Below are 22,696 nucleotides of genomic sequence, written 5' to 3'. Positions count from 1 at the left end.
ACTGTATCACTTTCTGTTTGTAATGTTAATGAAGAATGAAAAACCAACTAATTTTTAATAGCCCTCATCTCTATTTAGATGAGGCTCTTTTTCAAACCTTACAACATTGTAAGGTTTACGTAAGTTAATTCGATAGTAAATTTGTCATATTTTTTGCATAATAGATACAAATAGATAAAAAATAATTAGGGATATATTAAGAAGGGAGAAAACTGGGATGCGTAAAGAAGAAGTAGTGAAGTTTCCAATTAAAGATTTCTGTAGCTACTTTACTGTTGCCGTAGTATGCATTGGATTATTTGATATAATAACAAATTTAATTGTTAACTAATATAGATGATAAAACAAGAAGGAAGACCCTTTCTTGTTTTTTTTATGGGGGCATAAAGATGAAATTGATTGATAGTCATATACATGTTGATCAATATGAGAATGAAGAGAAAAGTAGATTATTTATAGATGTGGAAAACAGTAAAGAGATACAAGGGCTTATTGCAGTATCTATGAATTATCAATCATGTCTAGAAACTTTATCTTTAGCAAAGCGATATCCTTTTGTACATCCAGCAATAGGTTTTCATCCGGAGCAGCCGATTCATAAAGAGGAATGTGAGCAAATTTATAAATTAATTGAAGATCATGTAGAGGAAATTGTTGCGATTGGTGAAGTGGGCTTGCCATATTATTTAAGGAAAGAAGATGAAAATATTGCTATTGATCCATACATAGCGGTGTTAAAAAAGTTTGTGGAACTAGCTAGTAAATACGATTTACCAATTATATTGCATGCGGTTTACTTGAAGAATATAAAGTTTCGCGTGCACACTTTCATTGGTTTAAAGGAAGTGAAGAGACAATGAAACGGATGATGAGGAACGGTTATTATATTTCTATCACACCGGATGTTTTACATAAGGAGAAAATTAGAAAAATAGTTTCGTATTACCCGCTTGAATATATGATGGTAGAAACAGATGGGCCGTGGGAATTTCAGAAGGATACGATGACACATCCTTATATGATAAAAGATGTATTACAAGAAATTAGTATAATAAAAAAAATATCAGTAGAGAAAGTTACTGAGCAAATATATGCGAATACGGTGCGATTTTATAAAGTTAGTGAGTCATAAAAAAACACCAAGCATCTCGCTTGGTGTTTTTTTATGACTCTAATTTTTTCGCACGTCTTAATAATAAAAGAAAGACAATTATAATGAACCCAATTATAAGGAAGAACCCATATTGTTTTATATAATCAATTATGTCATTCGCACTTGTTGGTTTTTCAACGTGAATGCCTTCTTTATTAGTAGTAATATGAATATCTTTCATTTTTACTTCATTCATGTCTTTTTGTAAATCAATCCACTCTATGTTTGGAATACTTTCTAGTTCTTTTAATACTTCTTTTAATGGTTCAACGCCCAAGTAAGGATGATAAAATGCACCGATAATTCCATCAGATAGTTTAGTGATAGATAAAGCACGTTCTTTCATTTTTGCTATAGCTTGTGGCTTCCCTTCTTCAATAAAGCCAACAGTTTCAGGAATTAATTTCATCCCATGTAAAAATGACGGTGTACTTATATAAGCCGGTGAGTGCATTGATTTCCAAGTTGTATCGTTTAGTTGTATTTGTCCTACATAAGTTGAAAAATATTGTGATAGTATTTCATATCCTTTTTGAGACATTGTATAGTGCGGAGCTTCAAAGGCAACTGGATATAATTTAGCTTCTACAAGCTCTGTAATCCCTTTTTCAATATGATCTTTAATATATTTTTCTTCGAAGGCTTTCCCGTTTTTTACGTATTTATTATAGTCTTCTGTAGACTGAAAATCTTTTTTTGTTTTTGATTTTTCATGGTTTGGTTGGCGAATTGGTTGATCTGTTTTTACATCCCAAAATTCAAAACCTTCGCCAGTTTCACTATCATAAAACTGATGTGTGTAACCATGCATAACGATAGAGCCACCATTATCTTGCATAAAGTGTAAAACATCGATTAATTCAGAGTTATCCCTTAAATGTACTGTTTTTCCTGTGTCTGGATCTTTGTAAACAGGGATAACGGTAATCATATAAGGGAGCTTTTTCTCTTTTAGTAATTCAGCGATTTCTTTTAATTGCTTTACATCTACAGCTGGATGAACGTCTTCAAGGCGTAAATAAGCTGAAGTTTTATTTGTTTCAGGTTTTTGTCCGAAATAAGAAAATAACATTTCACCGACGTAATGAGACATCCAATCGAAAAGGTTTGGAGTTGCAACATAATAGGATGTTCCTTGCTGAATGATTAACGGATGAGTTCCATCAGCACTCAAGGCGTAAGCAAGAGTTGTTCCTTTTGTTTCAATTTTCTTCATTAAGCGTTCTTCATGTAATTCATTTTTTAACTGGTTAGTCGGATATTCTATGGTGTGAATTCGTATATCGGTTTCTTTCGAGGTAATGAAAGAAAAACGATTAGATAATTGTTCAACATTTTGTCCTAAAACTAATACGGGACCTGAGAAGTTTTCTAGAAATTGTTTTGCTGCAATAGAAAAATCTTCTTTTTTCTCTCCGATATAAACAATATGTGTATAAGAAGATGATTCAGTACTTTCCTTTACTTCCTTTAAGCTTTTTACTGTTATATCTTTTGTAAAGTGCCCTAACTGAGTATTAAGGATTTGTACATTGTTTGTAATTTTGTTGTCTTCTGTACTATACAAAACGAGTACTTTTGATTTTGATGATGTTTGTGCAGAGGTATGTATAGGAATGAGTAGTAAAATGCTGAAAAAGATTAGTAGAGTTCTTTTCATTTATTTATGCTCCTATTCTATATATAGAATTCAATTTACAATTATATACAAGAAATAAGTTATAGTCCATGTAAGTTACATTTTTGCACGTATTTACCATATGTTTTTTTCGCAAAATCGGTCTAAAGCATGATGATAATATGTATAGTAATTTGCTATGATTGAAAGGTAAGAGAATGATAGAGTGTTGGTAATTGTAAAAGAAAGGCTGAAAGGGGACAAATTTCAGCGGAGAAAGAGGTAGAGGTAGTGAAGAAATTCTTTGTAGGATTTTTAGTTGTTCTTGGAGTGTATTTATATTTCCAAGGAAAGTCTGAAGGAATGGGTAAGCTAATGAATGAGACAAGCTATGTTGATTCAGAAGAAGCAAAACAGATGAAACAAATCATTATAGAGGAAGCAAAGAAAGTAAACCTTCCGGAATGGATACCTCTTACAATTGCCGAACACGAAAGTAGGTTAAATCCAAGAAGTGTTGGAGATAACGGAACTTCATTCGGATTGTTTCAATTACACCGCGGTGGTGGGCTTGCGCCAGATCATTTAACTGATGAAGAGCTGAAAGATCCACGTACAAATGCGCAAATTGCAATGCCGCATTTAATGAAAGGTTATAAGCGCGGGGTGCAAAAAGGTTTGACTGATTTTGCATTACTGAAATATATAGCGAATACATCTGGATGGCCAGGGAATTTAGGACCAGAGTGGACGGATAACAATATGAAGTATAACATCGGATTAGAGGATGTATACTATCGAAATAAAGGTGTAATCAAAGAGTAGGTTTTCTATACCTACTCTGTTTTTTTATGAATAATTTCATCCTTTTCTTTCATGAAATACTGCGCTAGTTGTATTTTCACATCTTCTAGTTTTGTAGAAACTTGAGGTATTTTATATCCTACATACAACGGTGAAACGACAAACCTAGGAACAACTTTACAAATGATTTTTCCATTTAGATGATAGAAGAATAAGTTATAACTACTACATCCTTTATGGAAATCTGTCAGTATGTAACGTACAGTTTGCTGAATATAATTTGCCATTTCATCTATAAATGCAATATCTTCAATGACTATGTTAAATTCAGTAAAGCCAATAATAGGACGCTCTGAAATGTTGAGTTCAATGCGTTTATTTTTTTGAACAATTACCCCTTGGAAATTTGCTTCCTCAATATTTTCAAGATAGTCTACATGTTTCATTCCGATAATTTGCATATGTGCATGATGCAAACTTCCGCCTGAAAATGGACCATGATTTTTGTATAAAATCACAGAAGTGAATTCTTCATTTTCCTGTAAGTTTAACCAATGGAGAATAGAGAAGCGAATTAGTTTTCTCATATGTTCTTCTGTATATGTTGCGATATGGTCTTCGCAATTATCTGTTTCGATTAGCACGGTTTGAAAGGTATCCTGTAATGTAGGGAATTTATTTTTTAACCAAATAATAGAGCCCTCAGTTGCTAAAATATCCGTTAAATTTTCTCTGTCACAAAAAGGACATGCAGTGTTTCTGTTCCGAATACTTTCTGGTTTTTGTTTACCGATATCGTTTAAAAAATATAGTTGTTGTGTATCCATTTGTATTTATGCCCCTTTAAAATATATGTAAAATCCCGCTTAATACATTCGGGAAAAGGAGAAGGAAATCCTTTAAAGGGAATAGGGAAAAATAAAAGACAAGATATCCTCATTGCAATAGGGTACCTTGTCTTTTATTTTTTCTTTAATAGTGTGTATGGATAATATAGAGCATTTTCATTTTGTTTCTTTTTTCTATTTTTTATTGTGTATAAGGCAATTGCTGTACTTGCGATTACAATAATGGCTTTCTTCATATTCATATACCCCTTTTTATTGTTGGTTTAATTCTTGGCTAACTGCTTTCGCATCAACTAAAGCATGTAAGATCATTTTTACCATGTTCATCATAGTTCTTTCCTCCCTTTTATAGTTCGTTTAGTTCTTTTACAACTGCTTGTCCGTTCACTAATACCTCAAAGATTGCTTTTACGATTTCTTTCATCATGATTGTTTCCTCCTTGTTTTTGTCTCTCTTGTTTACATCTTTATTGTATAGGGAGGTATCTTTTCGTACTATCGCTTTCCATTACGTGAACATAACAGTTTTGTAAGATTTGATGTCACTTATTGAAATGTTTAGTCTATCTTTATTATTTTCAGAAAAATGACTATTCAAACATAAATCGGGGAAGTATAATAAAGAAGTAAGTATTAAATTCCGTACGAAAGGAGTGAATGAGATGAAATGTTCTTTAGCTACGCGCGCAAAATTTTTAGATTATATCTATATTTGTCGTGCGATTTTTCATGATGTAGTTGTTAACGGGATACGTATGCCCTTTTTTAACAATTGCATAGTAGCTATTGAACGATAGAAGTCTCTTCACCCATTTTTGATAAACGTGTGAAAAGGGAGCTATTTGGCTTCCTTTTTCTATGACAAAAACCATGGGGAATGTTTCTTTCCCATGGTTTTTTATATTGAAAGGAGTACGGAAAATGACAATTTGTAGTGTAAATAATGTAAAGAAATCTTTTGGTGGAAACATCATATTTGAAAATATATCGCTTGAAATAAAGAATGGAGAACGTATTGGATTAGTTGGTCGTAACGGTAGTGGGAAGACAACTATCTTTCAGCTTTTAACAGGAATTGAGGGTTTGGATGCAGGGGCTATTCATGTGAAGAAAGGTACGCGCATTGGTCATGTAGCGCAAATTCCAAAATTTAACAATGAAATGAATGTATATGATGTATTAAGCTCCGCGTTTAAAAAGGAAAAAGAGTTGGAGATAGAAATGCATGCTTTAGAAAAAAATATGGCGGAAGAACAGGAATCATCTGCTTTACAAAAATTGATGGAGAGATACGGAGTAATTCAAGAAAGGTACGCGTTTCTCGGTGGTTATGAAATAGAAGCGAATATTATGAAGGTAGCAAATGGTCTACAGGTGACGGAACTATTTCCAAGATCATTTATGGAGTTAAGTGGTGGAGAACAAACAAAAGTAAGCCTTGCGTATATGCTATTGCAGAAACCAGATCTACTTTTGTTAGATGAACCAACAAATCATTTGGACTTATTTGCAGTCGAGTGGTTAGAGCAATTTCTAAAAGAATATACAGGAACAGTTATGGTCATTTCGCATGATCGCTATTTCCTTGATGAAGTTGTAACGAAAATTTTTGATTTAGAAGATGGAGAAATTCACGTATATCATACGAACTATTCACAGTTTGTTGAGGAAAAGGAAGAAAGGCTGCTTCAAGAATTTCAAGCGTATCAAGAACAGCAAAAGAAAATAAAGAAAATGAAAGAAGCAATTAAGCGTCTACGTGAATGGGCAAATCAAGCGAATCCGCCGAATGAAGGATTGCATAAGAGAGCCAGAAATATGGAACGTGCATTAGAGCGCATAGAGAAACTAAAGAGACCCATTTTGGATAGAAAACAGATGGGACTTCAGTTTGAAGGGCAAGAGAGAAGCGGGAAAGATGTTGTTGTAATGAAAGAAGTGAGTAAAGGATTTGATGAACGATCTTTATTCGAGAAAGTAAATTTGCATATTCGTTTTCAGGAGCGCGCAGCTATCGTTGGACGTAATGGTACAGGAAAGACTACGTTATTAAAACTATTACTAAAAGAAATGCAGCAAGATGCTGGAGAAATTCGGATTGGTAGTAGTGTGAAAATCGGTTATTTATCGCAACATGCGTACGGGAATATGAAGAACAATGTATTGGAAGCTTTCAGAGATTGCGTGGCTGTAACAGAGGGAGAAGCAAGACATATATTAGCTCGTTTCTTATTTTATGGTCCAGCTGTTTTTAAGAAAGTAACACAACTTAGCGGTGGAGAAAAAATGAGGTTAAGGCTCGCGCAACTTATGTATCAAGATGTTAACTTTCTTATTTTAGATGAACCGACGAATCATCTTGATATTGAATCAAGGGAAGTTTTAGAGGAGGCCCTTGAACAATATAATGGGACGATTTTAGCTGTTTCACATGATCGTTATTTCTTAAATAAATTGTTTGAAAAGACATATTGGATTGATGAGCACAAATTATTTGAGTTTGCAGGGAACTATGCATGGGCTCGTCAAAAGTGGGAAGAAAAAATTGAGAAACAGGTAATAAAACAGAAGCAGCAACAGCAAGGGAATAAAGCGTTAGAAGTAATGCCTATAAAAAAGAAGAAGTCTAGGGATTTAGAGGCAGTTGAAAATGAGTTAATGCATATAGAAGAAGATATATATGCACTCGAATGTAAAATGGAAAATGTAGTTGATGTTGAAATGCTTGAACAATTATATGAAGAAAAAAAGAAAAAAGAGTTTTTACGAGCGGAGTTATATAATGAGTTAGAGAATATTGTGGAGTAAAGAAAATAGAATGAAAAAGAGCAAGTTGTTTCCTCATATTTTGGGAGAGAGCTTGCTCTTTTTAGTATAATGAAAGTAGAAAAATTGGTATAATTTTCTTATTGCTGTGATAAGAGAATACACTTTAGGTCACTAAAACGTGGGGAGAATTTTATGTTAGGATATGCGCGGATTGCTACAATCGTCATGATTTGCTTAGTTTACGCAAATCATGTTTCACGTGAAACAGAAAATTTACAAATTTTTGTCGGTATTGCACTTTTTATTTATATTGTGAATCATATTTTGCTTGTAAAAGCAAAAGGGAGTAGGAAACTTGTTTTTTATACCTTGCTCACAAACGGTATTGTCACAGCGTTATTAGGGTTTTTATTTCCCGAGACATGTTTGTATTTAATTATATTTGGAATTGATGCGGTAGGATTATTTATTCATGATTGGCGTAAAAGGATGACTTATTTTTTTATCGCTTTTTTCTTTCTTTGTTGGTTTATAAATATACTACATACGTATCAACATACAGAGAATCTGGAATTGGAGAGTAATGCAATTAACTTTATGTTTATCATTTTCAGTGCTTTAGCTGGAAACTTAATAAAAAAACTTACAGCTGCTCGGCAAATGGTAGATGAGCAATATGGGGAATTAGCATTATCTCATACTGCTTTAAAAGAAGCACATGAGCAATTACGTCTATATGCAAAAGAGGTAGAAGAATTGACAGCTGTTCGGGAGCGAAATGATATTGCCCGAGAAATTCATGATACTGTTGGTCATAATATGACGGCATTACTTGTTCAGTTACAATTGGCGGAGGTTTTATGGAAACAAAAATCGGACGCTACAGAAGAGGTTTTACATACATGCCATGGGTTAGCTAGAAAATCACTTCAAGAAGTGAGAGCTTCTGTGCATGCCTTAAAAGAGGAAAGTAAACTAGGGAACATAATAGAGAATATGCGTGAAATGTTACATGGATATTCTAAAGTGACGAAAGTACAAGTATCTTTTCAATTACAAGGAGATCCGGTTTTGATTCCGTTGTCACTACAGCCTACGTTGCTTCGTATTATGCAAGAGTCTTTAACGAATGCAAAACGTCACGGAAAAGCTAGTTTATGTGAAGTGAGTTTAGTTTGTTCAGTGGAACAAGTTAAGTTATGTATTTTGGATAATGGTATGGGAGTCAATGAAGTAAGCCCTGGATTTGGCTTACTTAATATGAAAGAACGTGTAGAGGAGCATGGTGGAATCATTCAATTTGAGAGTGAAATAGAAAAAGGTTTTCGCCTAAAAATCGAATTTCCACTCCGAGAAAAAACATGGGTAATAGGGGGAGCGTTATGATTCGAATTATGATTGTTGATGATCAATCACTGATTCGTGATGGATTGGCAATGATATTAAATTTACGTCCGGAACTGGAAGTGGTAGGGACGGCTAGTGATGGGGATGAAGTCGTACAAAAGGTGAAACAATTACAGCCTGAAATTATTTTGATGGATATTCGGATGCCTCGTATGAATGGTGTTGAAGGAACTCGTTTAGTTAGAGAAAAGTTTCCTTATATAAAGGTTCTTATGTTAACAACTTTTAGTGATAGTGAGCTTATTTTTGAGGCATTAGAGCAAGGAGCGAGTGGTTATTTATTGAAGGATATGGAGACAGATGCAATCGCGCAAGCAATTTTAACGGTGCATAGTGGCGGGGTTGTGCTTCCTCAGGATATAACAGCACAAATTATAGAGGAATTAAAAAAGACGAAAGTGGCAGTAGAGTGTAACCCACCAGAACAACTAAAACAATTAACTGAGCGAGAAGTAGATGTTTTAAGAGCAATTGGACTGGGGTTAAATAATAAAGAGATTGCCGAAAAGCTATTTATTACAGAGGGAACTGTTAAGAATCATGTTTCTAATTTGATTAGTAAGCTAGAACTGAGAGATCGAACACAAGCAGCAATATACGCAGTAAGGTATGGCGTCACGATGTACACATGACTTTTGGCATATATAAGTGTGAAAAAGCAGCAGAATTTGCTGCTTTTTTATTTTGTATTTCTATCTTAAGGGTGATGGAGAGAAGAAGAAATTTTTCTACACTGAAAGTGTAGATGAATACAAAGGGGCTGAATCAATATGTTAGTCATAGATCATATTACGAAATCATTTGGCAAGAAGGAAATCGTAAAGAATGTTTCTTTTGAAGTGAAAAAAGGTGAAACATTTGGATTGCTTGGACCAAACGGAGCGGGGAAATCAACGACGATATCAATGATTTGCGGGTTAATTCCATACGATAGTGGTGATATAAAAGTTGGTGGGAAATCTGTAAAAAAGTATCCATTAGAAGCGAAAAAGAAAATCGGTATTGTCCCGCAAGACATTGCGCTGTATCCGACACTTTCAGCAAAGGAAAATTTAATCTTCTGGGGAAAGATGTACGGTTTAAATGGAAAAGTTGCAAAAGAGCGGGCAGAGGAAGTGTTAGCTTACGTCGGTTTACAGGACCGGGGGAAGGATAAAATTGAAACATTTTCAGGTGGAATGAAAAGGCGTATTAATATTGGTGCAGCACTTATGCACGAACCAGAGTTATTAATTATGGATGAACCGACAGTCGGGATTGATCCGCAATCGAGAAATCATATTTTAGAGACTGTTAAAAAGTTAAATGAAAAAGGTATGACGGTCATTTATACGAGTCATTACATGGAAGAAGTTGAGTATTTATGTGAGCGAATTGCCATCGTTGATCATGGAAAGGTAATTGCACTAGGAACGAAAAGAGAGCTATGTAATCGTCTAACAGATGGGTTTATGGTGAAATTGCAATTAAATCGCTACAGTACGGAACTGCTACAAAAGTTGAAGGCACTACCTGTTGTTGAGCGGATTATTTTTGACGAAGATAGTAGCACGATTGATATTGGACTAAATGGTGGCGAGGCAATTGGCATAGTTGTTTCAGAAGTTGTTGAAAACAAAGCTCAAATTTTAAAACTGGAAGTAAAAGAACCGAATTTAGAGGCACTTTTTTTACAATTAACAGGACGTTCACTTCGTGATTAAGGGGGTTAGTACGAGATGAGAAGTTTCATTATTGCATGGAAAGATTTAAAAATCCGTTTAATTGATCGGCGCGGATTTATGATGATGTTAATTATGCCACTTGTATTAACGGCTATTTTAGGTTCAGCATTAAGTAATGTATTTGAGAGTGGTGGACTACCGAAAACAGTAATTGGCTATTATCAAGAGGGAACGGATGAGTTTGCAGATGTCTTTCAAAAAGATGTATTGCAATCTAAAGAAATAAAAGATGATGTGAAAGTAAAGGTAGTTAACTCTCGGGAAGAGCTTGAAGATATGTTAAAGGAAAAGAAAATAGATGTAGGAATTGTCATCCAAAATAAATGGAGCGAACAAGTACAAGATGGAAAATTAAAAGAACCAAAGGTGCTTATAGACCCATCAAAAGATATACAAGCAAAAATTGCTGAGTCAATGATCCGCTCTTTTTCAGAACGTGTTCAAACAGTCGCAGTATCTACTAAAAGTGTTGTAACAGAATTAGCAAAATCTCAGCAGAGTGATGTAGCACAAGTTGCAAAAGAGGTAAGTGGAAGTCTACAGACGATAGCAACTGCAAGTGTGGGTAACATCCAAAAAGGAACGGTAGGCAAAAAAACAGTTGCAGCGATGCAATATTATGCAGCAGCAATGTTAGTCATGTTTTTACTATATAACATAACAGTAGGTGCAAAGTCAGTTGTAACAGAGCAACGAACTGAAACGTTGGCGCGTTTGTTCAGTACACCGACGAGCTCATTTTCAATTTTATTCGGGAAGTTTTTAGGTACATTACTATTTGCCTGTATACAATTTGGAATATTTATAGTTGCTACACGCTTTATGTTTCATGTGGAATGGGGCGAAGATGTGTCTCAAATAGTAGTGTTGGGAATTTCTTATGCAATTTGTGTTTCTGGTTTATCTATGTTAATCGCCGCTTTTATTCGTGAGGAAAAAACGGCAGATTTAATGGGGGGAATCGGTATTCAAATACTAGCTATATTAGGAGGATCAATGTTACCGATTTACGTATTTCCCGATACACTTCAAACAGTTGCAAATATTGCTCCGAATAAATGGGCACTTAAGAGCTTTTTAAATATTATGTCGGGAACATCTTGGGATGTGCTATTCCCTGTCATTTTAAGTTTATGTAGTGCAGGAATTATCTCCGTTATGATTGGAACGTTACGTTTACGTACGAGATAGGAGGGGAAATGATGAAGAAAGTTTGGGCGCTTTGTTGGCTAGAATTAAAACAAATTTTAATTAAGCCACAAAGTTATATACTCATGTTTGGAATGCCTATTATTTTTACACTCATATTCGGTGGACTTTTAGGCGGAAGTGGGAATGAGAAAGTAAATATTAGTTTAGTAGATAAAGATGGTTCTGTATTATCCGGCAAGTATTATGAGGAAATAAAGAGAAGTGATTTAATTTCTATAGAAAAGGTAACGTATAGGGAAGGGACACAGAGGATCGAAGATAAGAAAGCATCTGGTATAATCATCATTCCGAAAGATTTTCAAAAGAGTATGCTAGATGGAAAAGTAGAAAATATCCAATTTCAAGCCAGTGCTGATTTTACGGGTGGAACTTCTGTAGAGCAAGTATTAGCAAGTGCATTAAAAAAGATGGAGATAGAAGTTAGTGCAGCAAGAGATTTTGAGAAGAAAAGTAACACTTCGTGGGAAACGATGTATGAAACAATTTATACAAAAATAGATCCTGTTTCGATTCAAAAAGAATTGATTTTACACGATGATCAAAAGTTAAATAACGTTACAGGGCGAGCGGCAGGTTTTTCAATTCTATTCGTCATGATTGTCATGTTAAGTGCGACGGGAACTATTTTGAAAGCTAGACAACTTGGTGTTTGGTCTCGTTTATTAGGGGCACCAGTTTCAAAAGTTCAAATACTAGCAGGATATATCCTTTCCTTCTTTTTAATAGGGTGGATTCAATTTGGTATTTTAATGATATTAACGCATTCATTATTTGATGTGCAGTGGGGAAATTTATTAGGGGTTATTACACTCGTTTCAGTATTGCTATTAGCGGTTATTGGTCTAGCTTTATTATTGGCAAGTATCGTGAAAACAACAGAACAGCAGTCCGCACTAGGGAATATCGTTGTAATTTCAACGTGTATGATTGGTGGTCTTTATTGGCCAATTGAAATTGAGCCTTCATGGATGCAAGCGGCGGCAAATTTTGTTCCGCAAACGTGGGCGATGCGTGGCTTTACTGAGTTAATTGTAAGGGGAGGTACATTAGCTGATATAGGAGGATATATTGGTATACTCATTTTATTTGCAGGAGTATTTTTCGTAATTGGTTTAACAAGAATACGTTATGACTGAAAAAAGAAAGCAGAGTTACAGCTTTACGCGCTGAACTCTGCTTTCTTTTTGTGTGGTATCTTCCCTTGTTGAAATTATAATAGCGATCCCGAGCATAATAAAAAAAGCTAAAAAGAGGACGAACTTTGGGAAGAAAGGGAATAGTAATAACGCCCCGACTATTATGATTGTTAATAATACATAGTGCAGGACATATTGGAATAGGTTGTCCATATTTTCGCCCCCTTCTTGGTAGTTAATTGTTATTATTCTATGCGGGACTATTAGGTAATAGAAGGTGTTTTTTATTTTTTGAAAGACATCAATTAGCAAGGATTGACATAACTAGTGAAAAGGAATAATCTTGAAATTAATTCATACTATTTTTATAGGTAAAGTAAAGATAGTTACAGAATGGGCGTTATGTTACCACTTAATAAAAAAACAGGAAAGTAAGGGTGAGAATTATGCGAAAGGTTTTTAAAGGGTTACTTTTTACGTTTCTTAGTACATCGGTTTTATTAGCAGGATGTGCTCAAGAAGAGACAAGTACAAATGAAGCAACAAAGATGCCGAAAGTAAAAGATGAGTTTATTAAAGCGAGTGACAAAGCAAAAAGTCCAGCAAAGGCAAAAGAAAGAAAGGATACCTTTGTAGTGGGAATGCCGAGCCCTGGCGGGATATTCCTTCCGCATTTTATGGAAAATGGGTGGGATGGTAATATAACACAAGCTATCTTTGCTCCTCTCGTTGGATTGGATAAGGAGGGGAAACCAATTCCAATTCTAGCGAAGAAATGGGATATTTCGGAGGATCAGCTTACATATACGTTTCATTTGAAAGATGATTTAAAGTTTAGTGATAGTTCACCGTTAACAGCGGATGACGTAGCATTTACATTAACTTTACTACATGATCCAACTTATAGTGGTGCAACGGACATAAGCCAAACAGCAATAAAGGGTGGGCAAGCATATAAAGAAGGAAAGGCTACATCTATTGAGGGGATTCAAGTCATCGATCCGAAAACAATTACGATTACAACTGAAAAGGTAAATGCCCAAACATTATCGTTAATTGGTAGAGAAGTTATATCAAAAGCTTATTACGGTAAAGAATATAAGCAAGGGAATTTAGAGTATTTAAAAGAGTTATATGGAAAACCGATGGGAGCAGGAGCTTATAAACTAGATAAATATATTCCAGGTCAAGAAGTTCGTTTTGTAGCAAATGAAAATTATTTTGAAGGTAAGCCGAAGATTGAGCACTTTATTTATAAAATTACAAAAGGTGATACGAAGCTGCAACAATTTCAAGCGGGCGAAGTAGATTATGATGGCTTCACGACAAATGCGGAGACGATTGAACAATTAAAAGAGTTAGGCTTTGCTAATGTTAATGTGTATACGGGAAGTTCATACGGTTACATTAAAATGAATTATAAGAAGTCATACTTTAAAGATAAACGTGTACGCCAAGCGTTTATTTATGGATTAGAGCGTCAAAAGGTCATTGATACATATTTCCAAGGATACGCTTCACTCGTTAATGTACCAATTACACCAGTTTCGTGGGCGTATACAGAAGAAGGAATCAATAAATACGAATATAATTTAGAAAAGGCGAAGAAATTGCTCGATGAAGCTGGGTGGAAAGCTGGATCAGATGGTATTCGTGAAAAAGATGGCCAAAAATTGAAGGTAAGTTATTTTGCTTCTTCTGCAAGTAAAATCAATGATGTGATGATCCCCGTTATGAAGGAGGATTATAAAAAGATTGGGGTAGATTTCAATCCTGAATACATGGACTTTAATACGATGATTTCCAAGGTAATTAAAGGAGATTATGATTTAGCGATGGTCTCCACACCGATGATTGATGATCCGAGCGGAACAATTGAGGAGTTTGTTTCGACAAGTAAGCGTAATTATGATGGATATCATAATCCGAAAGTAGATGAATTAGCTAAGCAGGCATTAGAAACATTGGATATTGAAAAACGAAAAGAGATCTATAAAAAACTATATCAAGAGTTAAGTGAAGATCCACCTGTTATTTTCTTAAACAATAGTAAAGTCGTGTCTGCACATAATGCACGAATTCAAGGGTTACAAGAAGATAATTATAATGGTATTTTGTTAAGTTTACCTAAATTGAATATTGCTCAATAATTTTTGGGGAATTATCGAAATATTTATATAGAAATAATTGACAAAATATACTGAAAGATATAAGCTAATAACCATAAAGTCTACCGGAAAGGTCGGAATAAGATTGTTACCCCTCAAAAACAACTATTTTTTTATAACCAAAACCGACTTTTCCGATTGGCTATAAAATGTTGCTGTGGGAGGCATACATTAGGCAAGCAGTTCATAAGGTGTAATTATTAAAAAAAAGTTAGGGTGGGGACAATGAAGAAAAAGACAAAAAAATGGGCTGGTGTATTTTCGGTATTACTGAGTAGTTCGCTTGTGTTATCTGCTTGTGGGGGACAGGAGGATACGGCTTCTACAGAACCAGTAAAACAGCAAGATTTAAAAAATATAAAAATTGAAAATATTGCTGCGACAGATAAGACGAAAGTACCAGATAAAGCGAAGAATAGAAAAGATACGTTAGTAGTTGGCATTAGTAAACCAGGCGGCGTATTTTTACCATATTTCCAACAAAATGGTTGGGATGGAAACGTCACTTCAGTTATTTTTGCATCCCTTGTATCTACAGATAAACAAGGAAAACCAACTCCAGAATTAGCTGAGAAGTGGGATATTTCCTCTGATCAGTTAACATATACATTCCATTTACGTAAAGATTTGAAATTTAGCGATGGTTCACCATTAACAGCAGATGATGTAGCGTTCACATTGACGCTTTTACATGATAAGGCATATGAGGGTGACAAAGACATTTCTCAATATGCTGTTAAAGGTGGTAAAGAATATAAAGAAGGAAAAGCAACTTCTATTGAAGGAATTCAAGTTGTTGATCCACAGACAATTAAAATTACAACTGAAAAAGTTAATTCACAGGCACTAACAGCCTTAGGTGGAGAGGTATTATCAAAAGCTTATTATGGAAAAGATTACAAACAAAATACAAGCTTAGATTACTTAAAAGCGTTATATGAAAAACCGATAGCTGCGGGTCCATATAAATTTGAAAAGTATATCCCAGGGCAAGAAGTGCGATTTGTAGCAAATGAAAATTATTATGCGGGTAAACCAAAAATTCCAAACTTCATTTATAAAATTACTTCTGGTGATACGAAGCTTCAATTATTCCAAACAGGTGAGGTTGACTACACTGGCCTAGGTACTGGTGACGAAGTTCTTGAACAGGCTAAGGCTTTAGAATTTGCAAATATCCAAATCGAAACAGCAGCGTCATTTAGCTATATTTATATGAATAATAATAAGCCGTACTTAAAGGATAAAAAGGTTCGTCAAGCACTTATTTACGGATTAGATCGTAAAAAATATGTTGATACAGCATTGAAAGGATACGGTACGGTAGCTAATGTACCAATTCATCCAACTTCTTGGGCTTATACGGAAGAAGGAGTTAATAAATATGAATACGACAAAGAAAAAGCGAAAAAATTATTAGATGAAGCAGGATGGAAAGTTGGTTCGGATGGAATTCGTGAAAAAGAGGGTCAAAAATTAAAGCTTTCTTATTTCGGCCCAAGTTCGGCTAAAGATAGCGATTTATTAATTCCGATTGCAAAAGAGAATTATAAAGAAATAGGTGTAGAATTTAACCCTGAATTTATGGACTTTAATACTATGCTTTCGAAGGTAAACAAAGGTGATTATGATTTAGCTTCTGTTTCGACACCAATTACAAGTGATCCGAGTGAAACAGCTGGTGAATATTTGTCGGGTGTCAATGAGAAGAGTCTTGGTTATAAAAATGCAAAAGTAGATGAGTTAATTCAAAAGGGTATTGAAACGGTAGATATTGAAAAACGTAAACCAATCTATAAAGAACTGTATAAAGAATTAAGTGATGATCCACCAGTAATTCTATTAAACTATCGTAGAACAATTACTGGTTATAACGGGAATATAAAAGGAATTGACCCTGAAAAATACAATAGTATTAGTGCAAACTTACCAGCTCTATCTATCGAAAAATAACGAGAAGAATGTATAAGTAGAAGACATTTTTTCATTCGGCAAGTAGTGTGCCGCTTTGAAAAAATGTTCTTCTATTTTAAGCATAAGATTGGAGAGAAAAAGGGTGAAAACATATATCATTCGTAGGCTGTTACAAATGATTCCTACACTGTTGGGGACATCGATTATTATCTTCTTCCTGTTCGCACTTCTTCCAGGAGATTATATTGATTCAAACCCGAAGATTACACCGGAAAGAGCAGCTGAACTTAGGGAATTGTATGGATTGAATAAACCAATTGTTGAGCGATATTTTCACTGGCTAGGTAATGCATTGCAGGGGGACTTTGGTTTTTCTCTTCAATATCAAGAATCTGTAACGTCATTATTAAATAAATTTATATGGAATTCGTTTATTGTTGCGATTATTGCATTGTTCTTTATTTGGCTAATTGCACTTATTATCGGTGTATTTTCAGCGACAAAGCAACATTCTTTATTCGATAAGCTTGTAACAATTGGTGTATTTGCAGCGATGTCATTTCCTTCATTCTTTATCGGTTTGTTTTTAATTAAAGTGTTTGCGGTTGACTTTAAGCTGTTACCGATAGGCGGGATGATTGATGTTGGGAGTAATTCAACTGGGCTTGCTTACGGAATAGAAGTTGCAAAGCATATGGTTTTACCCGTATTTATTTTAACTCTTCTTGGAGTTGGCTCATTAACTCGTTATTTTAGAACGAGTATGTTAGAGGTTGTACGGCAAGATTACATTCGAACGGCTAGAGCAAAAGGTTTAAAGGAGAAGACCGTTATTTATAAACATGCATTAAAAAATGCAATTTTGCCGGCTATTACATTGCTTGCATTTGAATTACCAGGGTTGTTTTCAGGGGCAATTATTATAGAACAAATTTTCAACTGGCCAGGTATCGGTAATATTCAATTAGAAGCATTAAATTTTCGTGATTATACGGTATTAATGGCATTTACGATGTTTCTTTCGTGTTTGACAATTGTTTCAAACTTTTTAGCGGATATTGTATATGCAGTTGTTGATCCACGTATTCGGTTGAAGTAAGGGGGGGAAAGAGATGGAAACTGTTACAGCAACTACGGAAAAAAAAGAAAAAAAGAAAAGAAGGAATGAATCATCGCCGTGGAGGCAAGCTTTTAAAAGGATAAAGAAAAATAAAATGGCACTTATAGGATTTTACGCATTAGTTTTTATGTTTTTATTTTGTTTTATTGGTCCATTCTTTTCACCGTATGCATCAGGAAAAATACAAGTTACGCTAATTAACAAACCACCTAGTTTTTCTCATTGGCTTGGCACAGATCAATTAGGAAGAGACATTTTAACGAGGCTTATGCAAGCAGGACGGATTTCATTAACAATTGGCTTAGCCTCAATGGTGTTATCCGTTATACTAGGTGCTTTATTAGGAGCGATTGCAGGTTTCTACCGTGGTATCGTCGATAATATTATAATGCGTCTTGCGGATATTTTAATGTCGATGCCAGGATTACCGTTACTTATTATAATGGGAGCTATTTTATCAGAATGGAAAGTACCATCTGATTATCGTCTTTATGTCATTATGATCATTTTAAGTTTAGTAGGTTGGCCAGGACTTGCACGCCTCGTACGAGGTCAAATTTTATCGCTGCGAGAACAATCGTTTATGCAAGCTGCTGATGTACTCGGGATAAACGATTACCGGAAAATTGTATATCATTTAATCCCAAATGTTCTGCCGATATTAATTGTTGTATCCACATTAGGTGTTGCAGGTTCTATTTTAGGAGAGTCTGCACTAAGTTACCTAGGACTTGGCGTTGTCCCGCCTACACCATCGTGGGGAAATATGATTAGTGCAGCAAACTCATTAATCGATTTCCAAAAGCGTCCGTGGTTATGGATTCCGCCTGGTTTTGCAATCTTTATAACAGTTGTATCAATTAATTTACTTGGCGATGCACTTCGTGATGCATTAGATCCAAAGATGAAGCGGTAGGTGAGGAAGCATGAGTAAAGCAGTAGTAGAGCTAAAGGATTTACAAACACACTTTCAGACGGAAGAAGGTACAGTAAAGGCTGTCAATCATGTTAGCTTTTCAGTTCGAGAAGGTGAAACAGTTTGTGTAGTAGGCGAATCAGGTTGCGGGAAAAGTGTAACGGCTTTATCTATTATGGGACTTATTGCTGAATCTGGCGGCATCGTTGGTGGTGATATTCTTTATGAAGGAAAAAGTCTTTTAGGAATGAAAGAGAAAGAACTTCGTAGTTTAAGAGGAAATGATATCGCGATGATTTTCCAGGAACCGATGACATCGCTTAATCCGGTCTTTACTGTTGGAGAGCAAATTGTTGAGACGTTAAGAGAGCATGAACTACTTAGCAAAAACGAAGCATACAAAAAAGCAATTGAATTAATTCGTAAAGTTGGTATTGCTCGTGCTGATGAAATTGTCCATTCTTATCCGCACGAATTAAGCGGTGGTATGTTACAACGTATTATGATTGCTATTGCACTTAGTTGTAATCCAAAGTTATTAATTGCAGATGAACCGACAACAGCTCTGGACGTTACGATTCAAGCGCAAATATTAGATTTACTAAGGCAAGTAAAAGAGGAATTTAAAACATCGATTTTATTAATTACACATGATCTAGGTGTTGTAGCAGAAATGGCCGATTATGTTGTCGTTATGTATGGTGGAAAAGTTATTGAAGAGGCACCGGTACTAGAGATATTTCAAAATCCGAAACATCCATATACGCAAGGGTTGCTAAAATCAAAACCAGTAATGGGGAAACGAACAGATAAACTTTATTCTATTCCAGGGCAAGTTCCAAATTTAGTTGGCTTAGATGAGTTTTGCTACTTTAGTGGTCGCTGTGAACATTGCATGGAAATATGCAAAAATGAAGCGCCAAATCTTAATGTGCATGACGAGGATCATAAAGTAGCTTGTTGGTTATATGAGGAGCGTGCTGGGCAATGAGTGAACCATTATTAGAAGTGAAGAACTTAAAAACGTATTTTCCGATTAAGGGCGGCGTATTTAGTAGAACGATTGGACATGTGAAAGCGGTAGATGGGGTAAGCTTTACAATTGATAAAGGAGAAGTGTTTGGCCTTGTAGGAGAGTCTGGAAGTGGGAAAACGACGATAGGAAAAACAATTCTCCGTCTCGTTCAAAAAACAGAAGGTGAAGTGAAATTTAAAGGTCAAGATGTTCATGCTTTATCAAAAGAAGAGCTGAGAAAGCATCGTCCTAATATGCAGCTCGTCTTTCAAGATCCATTTAGCTCATTAAATCCAAGAATGAGAATTGGAGAAGCGCTTGGTGAGCCAATGTTGGCTCACGGACTAGCGACGAAAGAAAATGTCCGTGCAAAGGTGATAGAAGTATTGGAGTTATGTGGTTTAGCGCCGTATCATATTGACCGGTACCCTCATGAGTTTTCCGGTGGGCAACGTCAACGTATCGTTATTGCAAGGGCAATGGTATTAGATCCAGAATTTATTGTGGCTGATGAGCCTGTTGCGGCATTAGATGTATCTATTCAAGCGCAAATCATTAATTTGTTTAGTGAATTACAGGATAAAAAGGGATTATCCTATTTATTCATTTCACATGATTTAAGTGTTGTGGAGCACTTATGTACGAAAATTGGAATTATGTATTTAGGAACTATTGTGGAAACAGCATCACGTGATGAGTTATTTGCGAATCCGCTTCATCCATATACAAAAGCATTGTTATCAGCAGTGCCAATACCGGATCCAACGGTTAAGCGAGAACGGATTATTCTAGAAGGGGATATTCCAAGTCCTGCAAATCCACCATCAGGTTGCCGTTTTCATACACGTTGCCCCGTTGCTACAGATATTTGTAAAACGAATGTACCAGAATTCCGTAATGTGGGTGAAGATCATTTTGTTGCTTGTCATCATGTGTAAAAGAAAAGGACTCTTTCAAAATGTGAAAGAGTCCTTTTTTTACCTCGCATTAACGGGCAGTAAGACTCCCACCTGAAAATTCGACACATGCGGGGAAGTTAGGTGGGAGATTAACTGCCCGTAAAAGCCCGATTGGTTCAACTAATAATCAGAGGAACCCCGCCTCTGATTAAAGTTGAACTTTATTTACTAGATGAAGTTTGTTTTAATACAAATTGCTCAATTGCATGAGCAACACCGTTTTCATTATTTGTTAATGTTACAACGTCACATAGTTTTTTGACATCTTCTTCGGCATTTCCCATTGCAACTGATAAGCCAGCTACTTGTAACATTGGCACATCATTAAAGTTATCGCCGATTGCAACAGTATCTTCAATTGGTATATTGAAATAAGCTGCCATTTCTTGCAAACCATTGCCTTTATGGCCATGCTTATCCATAATTTCTACATTAGTAGGAGCTGATGCCGTAACTGAAATATCCGTATCTTCTTGTAAAGTTTGCAATAGCTGCGAACGATGAGCAGCATTAAATGTCAAAATAAAGAATTTAGATATTTCTAATTCTGGATTATTTACGACATCTTCGATTTTTTGGAAATCAGTAATTAAGTTTGATTTCTTTTGTTTTTCTGTAATTCTTTCAAGTTCCTCAAGTGTAACATCTAGTGTATGCTTGTTTTCTTCGAATGCCTGCATAACTTGATCTTGCCATGTATAAGGAGAGTAAACCCCTTTATTTGTGTACAACTTATATGGAAAACCTTCAGATTCTAGTAATTTTGCAAGCTTGTATACTTTATCATTTTGTAAACAACGCGAGTTAATTACTTTTCCGTCTACATAAACAATTGCCCCATTGCTTGCTCCAACTGGAAGAGATAGTTTATATTCTTCCAATAATTTCAAAGCATCCTCTTTCGCGCGGCCAGAACAAATCATTACAATATGACCAGCCTCTTTTGCGGTTTGGATAGCTTGTAAGTTCTCTTTGGAGATTTCAAGATTAGATGATAGTAGTGTACCATCCATATCTAGTGCGATTAATTTCAAAATGACCACCTCTTTGTTTCCATTATACATAGTTATATAGAGGAAACATATAAACTTATCTTGGAAAGATAGTATTTTATCCCGCATTAATTTCTAGTAAAAGTGCGATTGGTGAGGGGAATAATTAGTAGGGAATGGAACTCTCGTTGATTAAAGTTTCACTTTGGTTTTTAACAAAATAGAGATGAATAATATTATATTTCGCTTTATGACCTTAATGTTACACTAGTGTTACAAATATGATTGTAGTAGAAAACGCATTAAAACAAGGTTTTTGAGTGTTAATTTAAAAAAACGTAAAAAAAGTGTAATAAAATTTACGTAATTATATTGCAACGTAATAATAGTTATGTTACATTAGTGTTACAAACGTTACGTAATTAATTTCAATGTAACGTTAACATGAAAACTATGAACTAATCATTTCTTAGTAATTACATATAGATAACTTATAAAAAAGGAGAATGAATGATATGAACAACGAGCAAGTATTAAACGTAACAAAAGGTGACTTCTTAGGATCAGCAAGCGGAGCAGTAGTATTAACAGCATTAATCGTATTTCTATCAAGCGTATTAGTATAATAGAAGTTTTGTAACAAAAATAAGAGAAGGGAGAATGAAAATTATGAACAACGAGCAAGTATTACAAGTAACAAAAGGTGACTTCGTAGGATCAGCAAGTGGAGCGGTAGTATTAACAGCATTAATCGTATTTCTATCAAGCGTATTAGTATAATAGAAGTTTTGTAACAAAAGATAAATGAAGGGAGAATGAAAGATATGAAAGAGCAAGTATTACAAGTAACAAAAGGTGACTTCGTAGGATCAGCAAGTGGAGCGGTAGTATTAACAGCATTAATCGTATTTCTATCAAGCGTATTAGTATAATAGAAGTTT

At 35.0% G+C, this 22,696-nt stretch carries 22 protein-coding genes and 1 pseudogene; 18 read left to right on the top strand and 5 right to left on the bottom strand.

Features of this window, described 5'->3' with window-relative positions; all coding sequences use genetic code 11:
- Positions 1–389: 389 nt before the first annotated feature.
- A pseudogene (locus MR066_RS24580) lies at positions 390–1,132 on the top strand (TatD family hydrolase).
- A gap of 31 nt (positions 1,133–1,163) precedes the next feature.
- Here MR066_RS24580 and MR066_RS24575 read toward each other — a convergent pair.
- On the bottom strand, positions 1,164–2,813 hold the full coding sequence (locus MR066_RS24575) for a DUF2334 domain-containing protein (RefSeq protein WP_242248827.1): 1,650 nt from the start codon (positions 2,811–2,813) through the stop codon (positions 1,164–1,166).
- A 249-nt stretch (positions 2,814–3,062) separates the two neighbouring features.
- Between MR066_RS24575 and MR066_RS24570 the strand changes: the two genes are divergently transcribed.
- Entirely contained in the window at positions 3,063–3,596 is a 534-nt protein-coding gene (locus tag MR066_RS24570; protein WP_000713256.1) for a transglycosylase SLT domain-containing protein, read from the top strand.
- Between the two features lie 11 nt (positions 3,597–3,607).
- Here the strand turns inward: MR066_RS24570 and MR066_RS24565 are convergent, their stop codons facing one another.
- Together MR066_RS24565 and MR066_RS24560 are read right to left on the bottom strand one after the other, a co-directional pair.
- Positions 3,608–4,402: a DUF4931 domain-containing protein gene (locus MR066_RS24565; protein WP_242248825.1), complete on the bottom strand. Its 795-nt coding sequence runs from the start codon at positions 4,400–4,402 to the stop codon at positions 3,608–3,610.
- A gap of 134 nt (positions 4,403–4,536) precedes the next feature.
- The gene (locus MR066_RS24560; RefSeq protein WP_002029408.1) at positions 4,537–4,665 is read right to left on the bottom strand and encodes a hypothetical protein; all 129 of its coding nucleotides are present in this window, start codon (positions 4,663–4,665) and stop codon (positions 4,537–4,539) included.
- Between the two features lie 420 nt (positions 4,666–5,085).
- On the opposite strand from MR066_RS24560, the gene MR066_RS27340 reads away from it, so the two are divergent.
- The 7 genes from MR066_RS27340 (at position 5,086) to MR066_RS24530 (ending at position 12,671) form a co-directional block, all read left to right on the top strand.
- On the top strand, positions 5,086–5,220 hold the full coding sequence (locus tag MR066_RS27340; protein WP_002139888.1) for an RAxF-45 family protein: 135 nt from the start codon (positions 5,086–5,088) through the stop codon (positions 5,218–5,220).
- Between the two features lie 124 nt (positions 5,221–5,344).
- Positions 5,345–7,231, top strand: coding sequence for a ribosomal protection-like ABC-F family protein (gene abc-f, locus MR066_RS24555; RefSeq protein ID WP_201063719.1), 1,887 nt, complete (start codon positions 5,345–5,347; stop codon positions 7,229–7,231).
- A gap of 153 nt (positions 7,232–7,384) precedes the next feature.
- Positions 7,385–8,578, top strand: a complete 1,194-nt coding sequence (locus tag MR066_RS24550; protein WP_242248822.1) for a sensor histidine kinase — start codon at positions 7,385–7,387, stop codon at positions 8,576–8,578.
- A complete protein-coding gene (locus MR066_RS24545) occupies positions 8,575–9,231 on the top strand; it encodes a response regulator (RefSeq protein ID WP_000619338.1) in 657 nt (218 codons plus the stop codon). The genes MR066_RS24550 and MR066_RS24545 overlap by 4 nt, the downstream gene beginning before the upstream one ends.
- Positions 9,232–9,369: 138 nt before the next feature.
- On the top strand, positions 9,370–10,302 hold the full coding sequence (locus MR066_RS24540) for an ABC transporter ATP-binding protein (RefSeq protein WP_242248820.1): 933 nt from the start codon (positions 9,370–9,372) through the stop codon (positions 10,300–10,302).
- A gap of 15 nt (positions 10,303–10,317) precedes the next feature.
- The gene (locus tag MR066_RS24535; RefSeq protein ID WP_242248817.1) at positions 10,318–11,514 is read left to right on the top strand and encodes an ABC transporter permease; all 1,197 of its coding nucleotides are present in this window, start codon (positions 10,318–10,320) and stop codon (positions 11,512–11,514) included.
- 11 nt (positions 11,515–11,525) lie between these two features.
- Positions 11,526–12,671, top strand: coding sequence for an ABC transporter permease (locus tag MR066_RS24530; RefSeq protein WP_242248814.1), 1,146 nt, complete (start codon positions 11,526–11,528; stop codon positions 12,669–12,671).
- A 15-nt stretch (positions 12,672–12,686) separates the two neighbouring features.
- Here MR066_RS24530 and MR066_RS24525 read toward each other — a convergent pair whose 3' ends face one another.
- Positions 12,687–12,884, bottom strand: coding sequence for a hypothetical protein (locus MR066_RS24525; RefSeq protein WP_002115459.1), 198 nt, complete (start codon positions 12,882–12,884; stop codon positions 12,687–12,689).
- A 233-nt stretch (positions 12,885–13,117) separates the two neighbouring features.
- Here MR066_RS24525 and MR066_RS24520 point away from each other — a divergent pair, with 233 nt between their 5' ends.
- From MR066_RS24520 to MR066_RS24495, 6 genes are all read left to right on the top strand, one after another.
- A complete protein-coding gene (locus MR066_RS24520) occupies positions 13,118–14,821 on the top strand; it encodes an ABC transporter substrate-binding protein (protein ID WP_242248811.1) in 1,704 nt (567 codons plus the stop codon).
- Positions 14,822–15,064: 243 nt separating this feature from the next.
- Positions 15,065–16,792, top strand: coding sequence for an ABC transporter substrate-binding protein (locus MR066_RS24515; protein WP_242248809.1), 1,728 nt, complete (start codon positions 15,065–15,067; stop codon positions 16,790–16,792).
- A gap of 103 nt (positions 16,793–16,895) precedes the next feature.
- Positions 16,896–17,852 carry an ABC transporter permease gene (locus MR066_RS24510; RefSeq protein ID WP_002091399.1) on the top strand — a complete coding sequence of 319 codons (957 nt, stop codon included), beginning with the start codon at positions 16,896–16,898 and terminating at the stop codon, positions 17,850–17,852.
- 13 nt (positions 17,853–17,865) lie between these two features.
- Positions 17,866–18,789 (top strand): oligopeptide ABC transporter permease, encoded by a 924-nt coding sequence (gene opp4C, locus MR066_RS24505; RefSeq protein ID WP_002029421.1) that lies wholly within the window; start codon positions 17,866–17,868, stop codon positions 18,787–18,789.
- Between the two features lie 10 nt (positions 18,790–18,799).
- On the top strand, positions 18,800–19,780 hold the full coding sequence (locus MR066_RS24500) for an ABC transporter ATP-binding protein (RefSeq protein WP_002029422.1): 981 nt from the start codon (positions 18,800–18,802) through the stop codon (positions 19,778–19,780).
- Positions 19,777–20,742 (top strand): ABC transporter ATP-binding protein, encoded by a 966-nt coding sequence (locus MR066_RS24495; RefSeq protein ID WP_242248807.1) that lies wholly within the window; start codon positions 19,777–19,779, stop codon positions 20,740–20,742. The genes MR066_RS24500 and MR066_RS24495 overlap by 4 nt, the downstream gene beginning before the upstream one ends.
- 182 nt (positions 20,743–20,924) lie before the next feature.
- On the opposite strand, the gene MR066_RS24490 is transcribed toward MR066_RS24495, so the two are convergent.
- Positions 20,925–21,797: a Cof-type HAD-IIB family hydrolase gene (locus MR066_RS24490; protein WP_002091393.1), complete on the bottom strand. Its 873-nt coding sequence runs from the start codon at positions 21,795–21,797 to the stop codon at positions 20,925–20,927.
- 464 nt (positions 21,798–22,261) lie between these two features.
- Between MR066_RS24490 and MR066_RS24485 the strand changes: the two genes are divergently transcribed.
- Genes MR066_RS24485 through MR066_RS24475 form a run of 3 tightly spaced genes read left to right on the top strand, consistent with a single transcriptional unit; the run spans position 22,262 to position 22,687 of the window.
- A complete protein-coding gene (locus tag MR066_RS24485) occupies positions 22,262–22,381 on the top strand; it encodes a DUF3948 family protein (protein ID WP_002009865.1) in 120 nt (39 codons plus the stop codon).
- Positions 22,382–22,415: 34 nt separating this feature from the next.
- Entirely contained in the window at positions 22,416–22,535 is a 120-nt protein-coding gene (locus MR066_RS24480) for a DUF3948 family protein (RefSeq protein ID WP_000700010.1), read from the top strand.
- Between the two features lie 35 nt (positions 22,536–22,570).
- Complete coding sequence (locus MR066_RS24475) at positions 22,571–22,687, top strand: DUF3948 family protein (RefSeq protein ID WP_000654250.1); 117 nt, start codon at positions 22,571–22,573, stop codon at positions 22,685–22,687.
- Positions 22,688–22,696 lie beyond the last annotated feature (9 nt).

This window comes from Bacillus cereus group sp. BfR-BA-01523 (assembly GCF_022662615.1).
GTDB lineage: Bacteria > Bacillota > Bacilli > Bacillales > Bacillaceae_G > Bacillus_A > Bacillus_A mycoides.
Note: the sequence above shows the minus strand (reverse complement) of the source record. Positions and strands in the feature narration are given on the sequence as shown.